The sequence below is a fragment of the Dendrosporobacter quercicolus genome (assembly GCF_900104455.1).
Classification (GTDB): Bacteria; Bacillota; Negativicutes; order DSM-1736; family Dendrosporobacteraceae; genus Dendrosporobacter; species Dendrosporobacter quercicolus.
On the sequence record NZ_FNHB01000004.1, the window covers coordinates 84916 to 99158 of the forward strand.

A 14243-nucleotide genomic window follows, 5' to 3' on the forward strand; every position below is an offset into this window, starting at 1 on the left:
AGTGGGCAGGAATGTTTCTGCAGCAAGTGGTCAACGGCCTCACTTTAGGCAGTACCTATGCGATTATCGCTTTGGGCTATACGTTGATTTTTGGCGTTCTCAACATTGTCAATATGGCTCATGGCGAAATTTTTATGATTGGGGCTTTTGTCGGCTTGATGCTTGTTATGAAGTTTAATGCCGGTATTTTTACCGCTTTGGCCGGAGCGATGATCGCCGGCGCCATCCTGGGTTTTTTATTGGAACGGGTGGCGCTGCGGCCGCTGCGCCGCCGGGAAGTTTCCCATCTGGCGCCGCTCATTAGCACCATTGGCGTTTCAATATTCCTGGAAAGCCTGGCTTTGAAGGTGTTTGGCCCCCAGGCCCAGTCTTTTCCGCCGCTCCTTTCGGGGCAATTATTTGAGCTGGGAACGTTGAAAATTTCAATGATTCAAATCGTCATTTTAGGCGTTTCTTTTGCGCTGATGGCGGTTTTGCGCTTTTGGCTGGCAAAAACCAAACTGGGCAAATCCATCCGGGCAACGGCCGAAAACATTGAAACCGCCGGTCTGCTTGGCGTAAATACCGGCAGAGTGATTGTCATGACTGTTATGCTGGCCTCGGGGCTGGGGGCCGTGGCCGGCGTACTGGTAGGCCTGGCCTTTAACGCTGTCGAACCGACGATGGGCATATCTATGGGCTTTAAAGGCCTGGCAGTGCTCATTCTGGGCGGCTTGGGCAATATAACGGGCGCGATGGTCGGAGGATTGCTGCTGGGCGTGGCCGAAGTGTTCAGTGTTGCTTACGGCGAGTCCTCATACCGTGAAGCTGTTGCCTTCGGTTTGATTATGGTGCTGCTGTTTATTCGGCCGCAGGGGCTTTTCGGCAGTAGTCCGGCCCAAGGAGGACGGTAGGATGGAGCAGTTATTGAACCCCTATTATCTGCAAATTGCAATGTTTATGATGATTAATGCCATCCTGGGAATTAGTATATATTTTACCCTGTCTACCGGGCAGCTATCGCTGGGCAATGCCGGTTTTATGAGCGTTGGCGCCTATACCTCGGCTCTGCTGGCCTTAAAGGCCGGGCTGCCGCTTTATCTGTCAATCCCCGCCGGGGGAATCGCGGCCTGTTTAATGGCTGCAGTCATTGGTATTCCGGCAACCCGCCTGCAGGGGATTTATTTAGCCATTGCCACTCTGGGGTTTGGTGAAGTCGTACGGGTGATTATTTTAAATCTGAAAATCACCAATGGCGCGCTGGGGCTTTCCGGCATCCCCTCGCTTAGCGTTCAAACCGGCAAGCTGCTGGCCGCCGTTGGCCTGCGCGACGGCTTGGGAGCAATCGGCGTACAGCAGCTCGGCAATCTTGTCATTCTGGCGCTGCTTTTATTGCTCGTGATTTTTTTGGTCTTTTTTGCGCTCAGGCTGCGTCATTCCCGTCTGGGGCGGGCGTTTGCCGCCATCAAGGATGATGAACACGCCGCCGAAGTTTCAGGAGTTAACACCGTGCAATATAAATTGCTGGCTTTTTTTATCGGGGCGTTTGTCGCCGGTATTGCCGGCGCCTTAGCAGCTCATATTACTTTCTATATTGGGCCTAAGGATTTTTCTTATCACCGGGCTGTAGAGATACTGCTGTTTGCCGTGCTGGGCGGCGGCAATGTCATTTGGGGGCCGTTGCTGGGTTCGGCCATTCTGACACTGCTGCCTGAACTGTTGCGGGCGGTAGCCGAATACCGGGAGATGATTTATGGCGGTGTTTTAGTCATTATGATGATCTTCCGGCCGCAGGGGCTGATCAGTGAAGACACCTTGCGCTTTTGGCGGTCACGACTGGCTCCGGCTGGAGAAAAAGCAGACAGGAGGCCGGCTCGATGATGCTGAACCTTGAAAAAGTCGGTAAGAATTTTGGCGGGCTGGCCGCATTATCCGGCGTCAGCTTTCAGGTTAACCGCGGTGAAATTCTGGGGGTAATCGGGCCGAATGGAGCAGGAAAAACGACGTTGTTTAATCTGATCACCGGTGTTATGACCCCGAGCGCCGGCGTGATTCAGTTCCTGGGACAGTCGCTTGCCGGTATTAAGCCGCATAAGATTACTGCTATGGGAATTGCCCGTACCTTTCAAAATATTCGTTTATTCGGCAATTTATCGGTATTGGAGAATGTCATGGTTGGCGCACACTGCCGGTCGGATGCCGCTCTCTGGCAAGGGCTGTGGCGTACGCCGGCCCAGCGCCGCGAAGAAAAGGCAATCAGGGAAAAAGCCGAAGCCATGCTGGAAATGACCGGCGTTGCAGCTGAGCACGGCGTCATCGCCGGGGCTTTGCCGTATGGCCTGCAGCGGCGTTTGGAAATTGCGCGAGCGCTTGCTTCCGATCCGCAGCTTATGTTGCTGGATGAGCCGGCGGCGGGGATGAACGAGAGCGAAACCGGCGACCTCAAGCTTCTTATCGGCAAGATCCGGCAATTGGGTAAAGGCGTTATTCTTATTGAGCATGACATTCAATTGATGATGACCATCTGCGACCGGATTGTAGTGTTGAATTTTGGCCAGAAAATTGCTGAAGGCCGCCCTGCCGAGATCCAGGCCAATCCGGCAGTAATCGAAGCTTACTTGGGCAAGGAGGACGAATGATGCTCCAAATTAAACAGTTAGTTGCCGGTTATGGTAGTATCAAAGCATTAAAGTCCATTGATTTGTCGGTACCGGCCGGAGCAATCGTGTCCTTGATCGGAGCGAATGGCGCCGGTAAGACGACTGCGATGAAAACAGTTATGGGACTGGTGCGGCCGAGCGCCGGGCGGATTTTATTTGAAGACCGGGAGATTACCGGCTGGTCTGTGCACGAGGTTGTGCGGCAGGGGATTTCCCTGGTGCCGGAAGGCCGCAGTATTCTGGCCCAAATGACGGTGCTGGAGAATTTGGAAATGGGGGCTTATCTGCGTAAAGACCAGGCGGTGGGCAGCGATCTGGCCAAAGTTTTTGCCCGCTTTCCTATTTTGGAAGAACGGCAACAACAGCTGGGGGGGACTTTATCCGGTGGTCAACAGCAAATGCTGGCGATCGGCCGGGCGTTGATGGCCCGGCCGAAACTGTTATTGCTGGATGAACCGTCAATGGGGCTGGCTCCACTGATCGTAGCGGATATTTTCCGGGTGATTCAGGAGATCAGCAATGACGGAACGACCATTTTGCTGGTGGAGCAAAATGTCCGGCAGGCCTTGAAGATAGCCCATTACGCTTATGTTATGGAAATCGGACGGATTGTTCTGGAAGGCAGTGCTGCTGAGGTATCCGCCAATCCCAAAGTGATGGAAGCCTATCTGGGCGGGCGGAAATAGACTGGACGTAAGACTTTGTTGTAATGAATGCACAAAATAAGGTTCTCTTATTTTGTGCATTTTGAATGTAGACGAATATTTATTTCAATGTTATTATGGTAATCACAGATTTGCTTGCAAGCAACGACGCTTACGCAGGGGGAGTATAACCTGCCGGGCGTTTTTTTTGTTTAGCGGCGGCGCTCCGGCCTGCCGCAGGCATTCTGTACCAGCCCCGGCGTTGGTTGTAAAATGATGCAAGATATTTAGGAGGCCGAAAATGCGCGAATATGGTTTATTTATTAATGGAGAATGGCTGTTAACCGCTGAAAAGCATGTTGTCGCCAATAAAGCTACCGGACAAAGCCTGGGCGCAATTTCAGTTGCCGGGAAACGCGAGGTTACCGCGGCTGTAGACGCTGCAGTACACGCCTATCAAACAGTTCAGGTTGAACCTTACCGCCGTTATGAAATTCTAATGAAAGCCAGCCGGCTGCTGATCAGAGATCAGCAGAAGCTGGCGCAGCTGCTATGCGCAGAGGTGGGCAAACCAATGAAAGAAGCTCTAGCGGAAGTCAGCCGGGCGGAGCAGACGCTTTTACTTTCAGCGGAGGAAGCCAAACGGATGACCGGTGAAATGGTGCCTTTACAGGGCAGCTCCGGCTGCGGCAGCCGCTGGGCCTTTACGCTGAGAGTACCGGTAGGCGTTGTTTGCGCCATAACGCCATTTAACTTTCCGCTGAATTTGGCGTGCCACAAGATTGGTCCGGCTCTCGCCGCCGGCAATGCAGTCATTTATAAGCCGGCGACAGCTACACCGTTATCGGCCGTCATGTTATGCGAAATTTTGGCCGAAGCCGGTTTGCCTGCCGGTTATCTGAATCTGGTTACCGGTTCGGGTTCGCAGCTCGGCCGGTTCCTGACCGAGGATCAACGGATTAATTTCTACAGCTTTACCGGTAGTCCGGCTGTTGGCAAAAGCCTGGCGAAAAATACCGGAATGCGCCGGGTAGCCCTGGAGCTTGGTTCCAATTCAGCCAATATCGTACATCATGATACCGATATTAAAGCTGCCGCCGAAATGTGTGTCCGGTATGCATTTGCCAATGCCGGCCAGGTTTGCATTTCCTGCCAGCGGGTTTATGTTCACCAAAGCGTTTACCAGGATTTTTGCGATCAGGCAGTAGCTTTTGCGCAACAATTAAAGGTTGGCGATCCGCTGGACGCCGCCACTGATATCGGCCCAATGATTAGTGAGCAGGAAGCGGCGCGCGCTGAAGCCTGGGTTGAAGAGGCTGTGGCGCATGGCGCTAAAGTTTTGACAGGCGGCAAAAGACACAAGGCATGGCTTGAGCCAACCATTTTGACCGATGTTCAGCCTGAGATGAAAGTAATACGTCAGGAAGCTTTTGCTCCGCTTTTTTCTATCGTGCCTTATCAAGAGATTAGTGAAGCCATAGCTTTGGTCAATGACTCGACCTACGGTTTGCAGGCCGGTGTGTTTACAAATTCGGTCAATGTCGTTAAAAGCTGCGCAATGAAGATTGCGGTTGGCGGCGTCATGATCAATGACGGGGCAACCTTTCGCACCGACAATATGCCCTATGGCGGAATTAAAGAGAGCGGTCTTGGCAAGGAAGGACCGCAGTATACGGTAAAAGAAATGACTGAGGAAAAATTAATTGTCTTTGCTTAAACAACGGCATAAATCCAGCCGGCAGTCCCGCAGGGCGCTGCCCGGGAAATACTAAAGGGCTAAGGGGCTGTCTGTAAGCTTATTTACAGACAGCCCCTGCCTGTTCCGGGCGGGAAATCTTTCGCAGCAAAAATATTTGTATAAAAATCCGTTCCGGGCACTGGTTTTATGCAGGTGAAGATGAGTTTGCTTTTTATAGCTAAATTATTCTTATAAACATGTTTAGATGATGTATATTTATTAATGAATAAAAGATCAAGAAATTAGATGCTAATTGAATATAGGGCAATAAAAATGCCGCAAAAGTCTATAAAATGTGATATTATTAATTGTAAATAGTAAAATTTAGCTGAAAAAGCTGCACTGCATTTATGTGGGAATTGATTGCCGAATTGCTCTTGAATAGCTGGTTTGGGAACTATGCTTGTGTTATTTTTGCATAAAAACATCAATTTTCGGGATATGATAAAGCAGTTGCCGAACATTATCATTAACTTTTTTTGGGAGGTATACTCATGACAATTCGGGAAACTGTATTGCCAGGAATTGGACATAAGTTTCAGCTTGACGCCCGTAGCGGAGATAAACTGGTCATTATTGTGCATGATGACGGCAGGCGTGACTTATACCATTTCGAGGCTGACGACCCTGATGAAATTATATCGGTGGTTACTCTGGATGACAGTGAAGCCCGGCAGGTTGCCGGCTTGATTGGCGGCATGAACTATCAGCCGAAAGCTCTGGAAACAATTGATGTCGCTCTGAATGATTTAAATATCGAATGGTACAAAATTGACTCGCCGGCTTATTGTATCGGCCGGACAATTGGTGAAATTAATGTGCGGCAGGCGACCGGCGCTACCATCATTGCAGTTATCGAACCTGACAATCGTAAGCATGTCAACCCGGGACCGGACTATAAATTCAGAGAAAAGTCTCTGCTGGTCATTGTCGGCGAGCGGAAGCAGCTGAAGAAGCTAAAAGAAATTTTGCTGCATGGCAGCTGATGCCGGCGGCCAGCAAAAAAATGACCGGCTGACCTAAAAGGCCGCCGTTTATGTACTGTGGCGGGTATGAAAAGTACTTGTCTGCATTATAATCTAAGCTCATGGGGATATCACTAACATTCAGGGAGGGAACAGATGGATATAGTCATTTTTCAATTGGGGTTGGCCGTAGCTTTGGTTTCATTAGTAGGTTTGGTTTCCGCAAAAATCCGTTTTTCGGTAATTCCATTTTATATTCTGGTTGGAATGATTGTAGGGCCGCATGCGCCTCATTTTGGCATTATTGATTTACGATTTGGTGAAAGTGCGGAATACATAGATTTTCTGGGCCGCCTGGGCGTATTGTTTTTACTGTTTTATCTCGGCTTGGAATTTTCCGTCAGCCGGTTGCTGAAATCAGGCAAATCAATTGTGACTGGCGGGGCCTGCTATATTACCCTCAATTTTATTTCCGGCCTACTGCTTGGCTGGATGATGGGCTTTCCGCTTAAGGAAACTCTGGTCATCTGCGGAATTATGACCAGCTCATCAACGGCGATCGTTGCGAAAGTTCTGGTCGATTTGAAGCGGACCGCCAATCCGGAAACCGAAATCATTATGGGAATGATTATGTTTGACGATTTGTTTATTGCCGTTCACATGTCACTGCTGTCAGGATTGCTGTTAAGCGGCGCTACGTCTATATCCGGGATCATCGGTACTACAATGGCCGCATTGGGATTTATTTTGTTCTTTCTCTTCGTCGGACGAAAATATATTCATTTAATTAATAAATATTTAAATATTGGTTCCGCCGAACTGTTTTTGCTGCTTATTTTGGCGGTCTTATTCCTGGTTGCCGGATTCTCCGAAACGGTACATGTTGCTGAAGCCATCGGGGCCTTGATGGTCGGGATGGTGCTGGCCGAATCGGTGCATGTAAAGCGTATTGAGCATATGATCGTGCCGTTCCGTGATTTTTTTGGCGCAATGTTTTTTTTCAGCTTTGGACTGAATATTGATCCGTCTACGCTGAGCGGGGCTGTCGGTATTGCCGTTATCGGCGTGCTGCTTACCATTGGCTGCAATTTTATCTCAGGAATGGTTGCCGGCCGTGTTGCCGGCGTTTCAACCCGCGCCTCGTATAATATTGGCTTTACTCTGGTTTCACGGGGCGAGTTTTCGATTATTATGGCTAACATCGGCAAGGCCGGCGGACTGTTGCCGGTAGTTCAGTCCTATGCGGTACTGTATGTGCTGATTCTAGCTGTTTTAGGCCCAATGCTGACCAAGGAATCAAAGAGAATTTATGGTTGGACGAGTAAACTTACACAAGGGTCCAAAACGGAAAAGCAGCCTTCCTAGTAGAGCATCAACCTTAAGACTGGGCAGCAGTATCCACAGAATTAAGGTTGATGCTCTACTACTGTCTTGACCGGCAGCCGCCGGCGCCCTCCGGAATCCGGCGGCTGCCGGCGCTTTTTTTCGTTTCTGCACCCTTTGCGGCGTGACGGTCTCACTCATACTGCGCCAATCTAAACTAGACCCGTCAGTACTCACTGGGTTAGGGCGGTCAAGACACTAGTCCTTGCAGGTGCAAGGATCAGGGCTGTTTAAGGGACCGGCCGGAGCAAGAAAGTCAGCGGTCGGTTTTGCCAGCAGCCGGGGAAATTCGGCGATGATTTTAGGCAGCGGCCAATTCCACCATTGAATTTCCAACAGTCGGTTAATGGTTGGTTGGTCAAAGCGGTATTTCATATGACGGGCGGGATTGCCGGCAACAATGGAATAGGGAGCAACGTCTTTGGTAATGATGCTCCCTGCGCCAATCACCGCTCCGTCGTGAATGGTAACTCCCGACAGAATAAGCGCGTTTCTGCCTAACCACACATCATTGCCGATGGCAACATTGCCTTTGGTTTTCGGATGCCCGGCAATATGGGCGGCTTCGGGAAATAAAACACTGAACGGATAGGTCGTAACCCAGTCTGCGCAATGTTCTCCGCCCAGCATGATCACCACTCCGTCGGCAATTGAGCAAAATTTCCCGATTGTCAGGGTTGCGGCTTCGCCCCATGACAATACCTGCGGATTGCCATAGGTCCAGTCGCCAATCGAATAGGCGGCATAGGCAGGATTATCCTTGCAATAAAACTCCATGTTTCAGCCTCCTTCATTTTGTTGCACCAATGTTTGAACCAACTCGTTCTCTGTACAATATATTACTTTGCCGGCCCATTTATCGTTACATGTTTATTTTCGCAGGAATTGCAGCGTCAATTTCTTATATGTTCACCGCTAAATGAAAGGTAATAAAATAGTGAGCTTATCAAAGCTAGTCCAAGAAAAGTAGAGCATAACCGGTAATAATAGCACTGATTCAGCATTTTATTATTTTAGTGTATTAAAGTAAAATAATATTTAACTGGTCTAAAATGATTTTTTAAAAGTGGGGGATTTTGTAAATGAAAAAAATAATTGCCTTGGTATTATCCGTGATGATGCTTGGACTGCTGGCAGGCTGTGGCAGTACCGAGACCAAAGCGCCGGCGCCGAAGAAAATTGTCATTGGGCTGGATGACAGCTTCCCGCCAATGGGTTTTAGGGATGAAAAAAATAATATTGTCGGCTTTGATGTGGATATGGCCAGAGAAGCGGCCAAAAGACTGGGCCTGGAGGTAGAATTCAAGGCCATTGACTGGAGCAGTAAAGAGGCTGAATTGAATGGTAAACGCATTGATGCCCTCTGGAACGGGATGAACATTACGGAGGAGCGCAAGAAAAATGTGTTGTTCAGCGAACCGTATATGGAAAGCAAGCAGCTGATCTTTGTGCTGGCAGGTTCGCCAATTAAGAGTGCGGCCGATCTGGCCGGTAAAGCGGTCGGCGTCCAGCAGGCCAGCATTGCAGAAGAAGTGGTGACCAAGGACGTCCAGCTTAAAAACTCCCTGAAAGACTTTAAACAATATCCAGATTTTATTGCCGCCTTTATGGATCTTAAGACCGGCCGGCTGGATGCCGTGATTACAGATGAAATTCTGGGGCGCTATTATCTGTCCAAAGAAGCCGGTCAGTATGTAGCAATTGACCAGCCGCTGGGCGAAGTCGGCGTTTATGGCGTTGGGTTTAGAAAAGAAGATAAGAAATTGCGGGATAAGGTTCAGGCCATTCTGGATGAGATGAAAAAAGACGGAACTTCCGCCAAAATATCAAAACAGTGGTTTGGCGAAGATATTGTTAAGTAAGCTAAAGAGGCTGATGGTTCGTCCATTAGCCTTCTCATTTGTCCGGAGTGCAGTTTACTAAGGCTGTTGCAGGATATGCAGTTGAGCCTCAATGAAAAGCAGAGGAGATTTAGAAATGGAAACAATCCTTGCCATGCTTGAGCCGATGCTGGCAGGCGCAGGTGTAACCCTGCAAATGTTTTTTATCACTTTGGCGCTATCCCTGCCGTTAGGGCTGCTGGCGGCATTAGCCCGGCTGTCCGGGATCAAGCCGCTGAGTTTTCTGGTGGAAGTATATATCTGGCTGATGCGGGGAACGCCGTTGATGCTGCAGCTCCTGTTTGTCTATTATGCGTTGCCCCTGATCCCTTATATTGGGGTGCGGCTGCCGGATTTTCCAGCGGCATTGCTTGCTTTTGTTTTTAATTACGCCGCCTATTTCGCTGAAATCTTCCGCGCCGGCATTCAATCGATTGAACGGGGGCAGTATGAGGCCGGGAAGGCCCTGGGAATGACCTATGTGCAGACGATGAAAAGAATTATTCTGCCCCAGATGATCAAGCGGGTGCTGCCGCCGATTAGCAATGAAACAATTACGCTGGTCAAAGACACTTCTTTAATTTATGTGCTGGCGATGAATGATTTGCTTAGAACGGCCAGAACAATTGTTCAGCGTGATTTTGATATGACTCCATTTATCATTGCCGGGATATTTTACCTGATGATGACGTTAGTGCTTACCTGGTTTTTTAATAAACTGGAGAAACGCTATGCAGCATATGATGAGTAGGAGTGAAGGAAATGAACATGATTTGTTTAAAAAATATCCGTAAAAGTTTTAACAATCTTGAGGTTTTAAAAGGAATTGACCTGCAAGTCGGCCAAGGTGAAGTTGTGGCCATCATTGGTCCGTCCGGCTCGGGAAAAAGTACGCTGCTGCGCTGCCTAAACCGCCTGGAAACCATTGATCAAGGCTGTATTGAAATAGAAGGAGAAATTCTGGCGACTGAAACCGCCGACGGGGGCTGCCAATATGCGCGTGAGGATAAAGCCCGCGCAATCTGCCATAAAATGGGGATGGTATTTCAGCAGTTTAATTTATTTCCCCATATGACCGTGCTGGATAATATTATTGAAGCGCCAATGATCGTCAAAGGAATCAGGCGGGAAATCATCATTCCCGAAGCTGAAGAACTGTTGCGTAAGGTTGGCTTAGCGGAAAAGCGGGATAACTATCCCTCCAGACTGTCCGGCGGCCAAAAACAGCGGGTAGCCATCGCCAGAGCTTTGGCGATGAAGCCGGATATTATGTTGTTCGATGAACCGACCTCGGCGCTTGATCCAGAACTGACCGGCGAGGTCTTAAAGGCCATGCGGCAGCTTGCTCAGGAGCATATGACCATGCTGGTGGTCACGCATGAGATGGCTTTTGCCCGTGAGGTTGCCCACCGGGTCATTTTTATGGACAATGGCGAAATTGTCGAAAGCGGGACGCCGGAGCAGTTGTTTGGCAAGCCTCAGCATGACCGGACCAAAGCATTTCTTGACAGTATGTTATAGACAGGAGGCTGAAAGATGGAAACAACCAGGTATTCTGTGCCGTTTTCACCGCTGCAGGAGCGGATTGCCCGGGAAGCGCCGCAATTGTCCGCCGCCCTGAATCATTTGCTACAGGCCATGGGGGCAAGCGATTTCGAAAAATATATTAATTCTCTCAGCGCCCTAAAAAAGGTCGATGACCATTTGTTGCTGATTACCAAAAAAGAAATGTACCGTTCGGTTTTGACCGGCCGGTTCCTGCCAGTAATAAAAGAATGCTTTGCAGTTAAGTTTGTCCGGATTGTCAGTCAATAAGCTGGTCATTCCAATTACTGCAGCCGGCGTCTAAATACGAAGAGGCTTATGCATTTTTGCGATAAGCCTCTTCGTATTGTCCGGCCCCTGCCGGGATAGGCTATCTGATGGGCATTAAATATTGACTTGCCGGTTTTATTGATCTATACTACTTATATACTATACCGGGGTATAGTATGAATGGAGGATGAGCCTGTGTTAACAGCGAAAGAGAAAGCAGATTTATGCCAGCGATTAAGGAAGGTCTCCGGCCAAATTAACGGTATTGACAAGATGGTGGAGGACGGGCGTTATTGTGTTGATATCTTGCAGCAAATTCTGGCGGCCCGCGCCGCCCTGAACAAGGTCGCGCTGCTTATTCTGGAGAGCCATGCCAAAAGCTGCATTGTGACAGCCATCAAAGAAGACCGGGCGGAGCAAAGTATTGATGAATTTATGGATGTGTTAAAACAATTCAACAAATAAACGGCAGTTTTGGGGCCTTCAATGAAGAACAATGAAACCGGTTTTGGTCAGGCGGGCAAGCGGCGGCTGCCGCTGTTTGGCAATGCAAAGAGGCCTGCTGGAATAAAAATTCGTCATTCACCGGTCCGGGGCAATGCGGATTGTGCTGATGTTACAGAAGGATGTGAGGACTGTGAGCAGTCAGGGAACCAGTGGTAAAAGCACCACAGTTAATCTGAAAATAGCGGGAATGTCCTGCGCCGCCTGCGCTGCCAGAATCGAGAAAGGTTTGGCGCGCCTGGACGGGGTAGAGCTGGCGACAGTAAATTTTGCCGCGGAAAAGGCCGGAATTACTTTTGATCCGGCTAAGCTGAAGTTAAGTGATATTGGCGAGAAAATCGGGAAGCTGGGCTTCCAGGTGGTAGCCGATAAAGCGGAATTTAAAATTTCCGGCATGAGCTGCGCCGCCTGTGCGGCCAGGGTGGAGAAAAGCCTGCGGTCAATGCCCGGCGTTTATCGCGCTACCGTCAATTTTGCTGCCGAAAAAGCTGCTGTTGAATACAGCGCCGGTGCGTTAACTGTCGGTGAGCTGCAGGAAAGAGTGCGGCGGATCGGGTTTGAAGCGCATAATATCGCCGATGCCAGTGAAGTCGACCGGGAAAAAAAGGTCCGGCAGGAGGAAATTCGCAGTCAGCGCTTCCGCCTTATCTTCTCGGCGGTATTGTCCCTGCCGCTGTTAGGGGCCATGATTTTCCATTCCCTGGGCATTATGGGATCAGTCAGCCACGCGTTAATGAACCCTTATGTCCAGCTGGCGCTGGCGACTCCGGTCCAGTTTGTGGCCGGCTGGCCGTTTTACCGCGGAGCCTATGCGGCTTTAAAGAATGGCAGCGCCAATATGGATGTATTGGTGGCGATGGGAACGTCGGCGGCCTATTTCTATAGTATTGCCAATGTCATTACCGGCGACCCTCATTTATACTTTGAAACCTCTGCGATACTTATTACACTGATTATACTGGGTAAATTGCTTGAAGCAACCGCCAAAGGACGAACATCAGAGGCCATTAAGGCTTTGATGGGCCTGCAGGCCAAAACAGCCCGGGTAGTTCGTAGCGATGGAGAAGCTGAAGTGCCGGTTGAGGACGTTCAGGCCGGTGACATCATCATCGTGCGGCCGGGCGAGAAGGTACCGGTGGACGGGATTATTATCGAAGGAACCTCGACCCTGGATGAATCAATGCTGACAGGAGAAAGTGTTCCAGTGGACAAGAAGGCCGGCGACCAAGTGGCGGGAGCGACCATCAATAAATTTGGCTCCTTTAAATTTCAAGCCACCAAAGTAGGCAAGGACACTGCCCTTGCCCAGATTGTAAAAATTGTCGAAGAGGCGCAAGGCTCGAAAGCGCCTATCCAGCGTTTTGCCGACATTGTTTCCGGCTATTTTGTGCCCAGTGTCGTAAGTCTGGCCGTGTTAACTTTTGCCGCCTGGTATTTTATCTTTGATCCGGGCAACTTCTCCCGTGCCCTGGTCAACTTTACCGCTGTCATGGTAATCGCCTGCCCGTGCGCCCTGGGTCTGGCCACACCGACTTCAATTATGGTGGGCACCGGCAAAGGGGCGGAGCATGGCATACTGATCAAAGGCGCAGAACATCTCGAAAACGCCCATCGTTTAACCACTATTGTTTTAGATAAGACGGGGACCATCACCAAAGGCCAGCCCGAAGTTACCGATATTATCGCTGTAGGCGCGCTTTCCAGGCAGGACGTTTTAACAATCGCGGCCCAGGCCGAAAAACAGTCCGAGCATCCACTGGCCCAGGCTATCGTTAAATACAGCCGGGAGCAGGGGCTTGCAGCAGCGGAGGCGCAAGACTTTACCGCTATCCCCGGACAGGGGGTAAAAGCGAGTATCGGCGGACGGAATATATTCGTTGGAACCCGTAAACTAATGCGGGAAAACAATATCGCAATTGAAGCGGAGCTGGCCAAAATTGAACAACTTGAACAGCAGGGTAAAACAGTCATGCTGCTGGCGGTTGAGCAGGCAATTGCGGGACTGATTGCTGTGGCTGACACGGTAAAGGACAGTTCGGCGCAGGCCGTAGCAGAATTGCAGCAGCTGGGGATCGAAGTCTGGCTGATCACCGGCGACAATGAGCGGGCAGCCCGGGCCATCGCCGCCAAGGTGGGTGTACAAAATGTCATGTCCGAAGTGCTGCCTGAGCATAAAGCGAAAAAAGTAGAAGCGCTGAAAAAAGAAGGCAAGGTCGTGGCGATGGTGGGAGACGGTATTAATGACGCGCCGGCGCTGGCGACAGCCGATGTCGGTTTTGCCATTGGAACCGGAACCGATGTTGCCATCGAGGCGGCTGATATTACGCTGATGCGGGGAGACCTGCAGGGGGTAGTGGCAGCCATTAGGTTAAGCAAGGCGACCATGCGCAACATCAAACAAAATCTGTTTTGGGCGCTCATCTATAATTCGGTCGGCATTCCTATTGCGGCGGCCGGATATCTATCGCCGGTGCTGGCTGGCGCGGCCATGGCGTCCAGCTCTGTTTCAGTAGTAATCAATGCGTTGCGTTTAAAACGTTTTCAACCCTAATGACAGCGGCCTGACGTTCGTTTTTGAAGGCTAATACCAAAATCCTGCCAAACCGGCAGGATTTTGGTATTATAATGGGAATATTTACAGATAAGAATGTAATTGCCTGTGGTACTATTTTGTC

At 49.9% G+C, this 14243-nt stretch carries 15 protein-coding genes; 14 read left to right on the forward strand and 1 reads right to left on the reverse strand.

Annotated elements, in window-relative coordinates:
• Positions 1–11 precede the first annotated feature (11 nt).
• The 7 genes from BLR06_RS09715 (at position 12) to BLR06_RS09745 (ending at position 7351) form a co-directional block, all read left to right on the forward strand.
• Entirely contained in the window at positions 12–893 is an 882-nt protein-coding gene (locus BLR06_RS09715) for a branched-chain amino acid ABC transporter permease (protein ID WP_092072141.1), read from the forward strand.
• A 1-nt stretch (position 894) separates the two neighbouring features.
• Positions 895–1860 carry a branched-chain amino acid ABC transporter permease gene (locus BLR06_RS09720; RefSeq protein ID WP_092072144.1) on the forward strand — a complete coding sequence of 322 codons (966 nt, stop codon included), beginning with the start codon at positions 895–897 and terminating at the stop codon, positions 1858–1860.
• Positions 1857–2618, forward strand: a complete 762-nt coding sequence (locus BLR06_RS09725; RefSeq protein ID WP_092072147.1) for an ABC transporter ATP-binding protein — start codon at positions 1857–1859, stop codon at positions 2616–2618. The genes BLR06_RS09720 and BLR06_RS09725 overlap by 4 nt, the downstream gene beginning before the upstream one ends.
• The gene (locus BLR06_RS09730) at positions 2618–3325 is read left to right on the forward strand and encodes an ABC transporter ATP-binding protein (protein WP_092072150.1); all 708 of its coding nucleotides are present in this window, start codon (positions 2618–2620) and stop codon (positions 3323–3325) included. Before BLR06_RS09725 ends, BLR06_RS09730 begins: the two co-directional genes overlap by 1 nt.
• Positions 3326–3584: 259 nt before the next feature.
• A complete protein-coding gene (locus BLR06_RS09735; protein WP_092072153.1) occupies positions 3585–5000 on the forward strand; it encodes an aldehyde dehydrogenase family protein in 1416 nt (471 codons plus the stop codon).
• Positions 5001–5515: 515 nt separating this feature from the next.
• The gene (locus tag BLR06_RS09740) at positions 5516–6007 is read left to right on the forward strand and encodes a cation:proton antiporter regulatory subunit (RefSeq protein ID WP_092072156.1); all 492 of its coding nucleotides are present in this window, start codon (positions 5516–5518) and stop codon (positions 6005–6007) included.
• A 135-nt stretch (positions 6008–6142) separates the two neighbouring features.
• The gene (locus tag BLR06_RS09745; RefSeq protein ID WP_092072159.1) at positions 6143–7351 is read left to right on the forward strand and encodes a cation:proton antiporter; all 1209 of its coding nucleotides are present in this window, start codon (positions 6143–6145) and stop codon (positions 7349–7351) included.
• A 216-nt stretch (positions 7352–7567) separates the two neighbouring features.
• On the opposite strand, the gene BLR06_RS09750 is transcribed toward BLR06_RS09745, so the two are convergent.
• Entirely contained in the window at positions 7568–8146 is a 579-nt protein-coding gene (locus BLR06_RS09750) for a CatB-related O-acetyltransferase (protein WP_092072162.1), read from the reverse strand.
• A 305-nt stretch (positions 8147–8451) separates the two neighbouring features.
• Here BLR06_RS09750 and BLR06_RS09755 point away from each other — a divergent pair, with 305 nt between their 5' ends.
• The 7 genes from BLR06_RS09755 (at position 8452) to BLR06_RS09780 (ending at position 14119) form a co-directional block, all read left to right on the forward strand.
• Positions 8452–9231, forward strand: a complete 780-nt coding sequence (locus BLR06_RS09755) for an amino acid ABC transporter substrate-binding protein (protein ID WP_092072165.1) — start codon at positions 8452–8454, stop codon at positions 9229–9231.
• 115 nt (positions 9232–9346) lie between these two features.
• On the forward strand, positions 9347–10000 hold the full coding sequence (locus BLR06_RS09760; RefSeq protein ID WP_092072168.1) for an amino acid ABC transporter permease: 654 nt from the start codon (positions 9347–9349) through the stop codon (positions 9998–10000).
• An 11-nt stretch (positions 10001–10011) separates the two neighbouring features.
• Positions 10012–10770 (forward strand): amino acid ABC transporter ATP-binding protein, encoded by a 759-nt coding sequence (locus tag BLR06_RS09765; RefSeq protein ID WP_092072170.1) that lies wholly within the window; start codon positions 10012–10014, stop codon positions 10768–10770.
• Between the two features lie 15 nt (positions 10771–10785).
• Positions 10786–11064: a hypothetical protein gene (locus BLR06_RS09770; protein WP_092072173.1), complete on the forward strand. Its 279-nt coding sequence runs from the start codon at positions 10786–10788 to the stop codon at positions 11062–11064.
• A gap of 195 nt (positions 11065–11259) precedes the next feature.
• Positions 11260–11529 (forward strand): metal-sensitive transcriptional regulator, encoded by a 270-nt coding sequence (locus BLR06_RS09775; protein WP_092072176.1) that lies wholly within the window; start codon positions 11260–11262, stop codon positions 11527–11529.
• Positions 11530–11550: 21 nt separating this feature from the next.
• The gene (locus BLR06_RS19535; RefSeq protein WP_173812841.1) at positions 11551–11727 is read left to right on the forward strand and encodes a hypothetical protein; all 177 of its coding nucleotides are present in this window, start codon (positions 11551–11553) and stop codon (positions 11725–11727) included.
• Positions 11702–14119, forward strand: coding sequence for a heavy metal translocating P-type ATPase (locus BLR06_RS09780; protein ID WP_281242280.1), 2418 nt, complete (start codon positions 11702–11704; stop codon positions 14117–14119). The genes BLR06_RS19535 and BLR06_RS09780 overlap by 26 nt, the downstream gene beginning before the upstream one ends.
• The last annotated feature ends 124 nt before the right edge of the window (positions 14120–14243 follow it).

What these genes read in the sequence shown, in the direction of transcription:
- BLR06_RS09725 (WP_092072147.1), top strand. Translation starts at nt 1,857, where the DNA reads ATGATGCTGAACCTTGAAAAAGTCGGTAAGAATTTTGGCGGGCTGGCC.
- BLR06_RS09760 (WP_092072168.1), top strand. Translation starts at nt 9,347, where the DNA reads ATGGAAACAATCCTTGCCATGCTTGAGCCGATGCTGGCAGGCGCAGGT.
- BLR06_RS09730 (WP_092072150.1), top strand. Translation starts at nt 2,618, where the DNA reads ATGCTCCAAATTAAACAGTTAGTTGCCGGTTATGGTAGTATCAAAGCA.
- BLR06_RS09755 (WP_092072165.1), top strand. Translation starts at nt 8,452, where the DNA reads ATGAAAAAAATAATTGCCTTGGTATTATCCGTGATGATGCTTGGACTG.
- BLR06_RS19535 (WP_173812841.1), top strand. Translation starts at nt 11,551, where the DNA reads ATGAAGAACAATGAAACCGGTTTTGGTCAGGCGGGCAAGCGGCGGCTG.
- BLR06_RS09765 (WP_092072170.1), top strand. Translation starts at nt 10,012, where the DNA reads ATGAACATGATTTGTTTAAAAAATATCCGTAAAAGTTTTAACAATCTT.
- BLR06_RS09770 (WP_092072173.1), top strand. Translation starts at nt 10,786, where the DNA reads ATGGAAACAACCAGGTATTCTGTGCCGTTTTCACCGCTGCAGGAGCGG.
- BLR06_RS09715 (WP_092072141.1), top strand. Translation starts at nt 12, where the DNA reads ATGTTTCTGCAGCAAGTGGTCAACGGCCTCACTTTAGGCAGTACCTAT.
- BLR06_RS09720 (WP_092072144.1), top strand. Translation starts at nt 895, where the DNA reads ATGGAGCAGTTATTGAACCCCTATTATCTGCAAATTGCAATGTTTATG.
- BLR06_RS09735 (WP_092072153.1), top strand. Translation starts at nt 3,585, where the DNA reads ATGCGCGAATATGGTTTATTTATTAATGGAGAATGGCTGTTAACCGCT.
- BLR06_RS09750 (WP_092072162.1), bottom strand. Translation starts at nt 8,146, where the DNA reads ATGGAGTTTTATTGCAAGGATAATCCTGCCTATGCCGCCTATTCGATT.
- BLR06_RS09745 (WP_092072159.1), top strand. Translation starts at nt 6,143, where the DNA reads ATGGATATAGTCATTTTTCAATTGGGGTTGGCCGTAGCTTTGGTTTCA.
- BLR06_RS09740 (WP_092072156.1), top strand. Translation starts at nt 5,516, where the DNA reads ATGACAATTCGGGAAACTGTATTGCCAGGAATTGGACATAAGTTTCAG.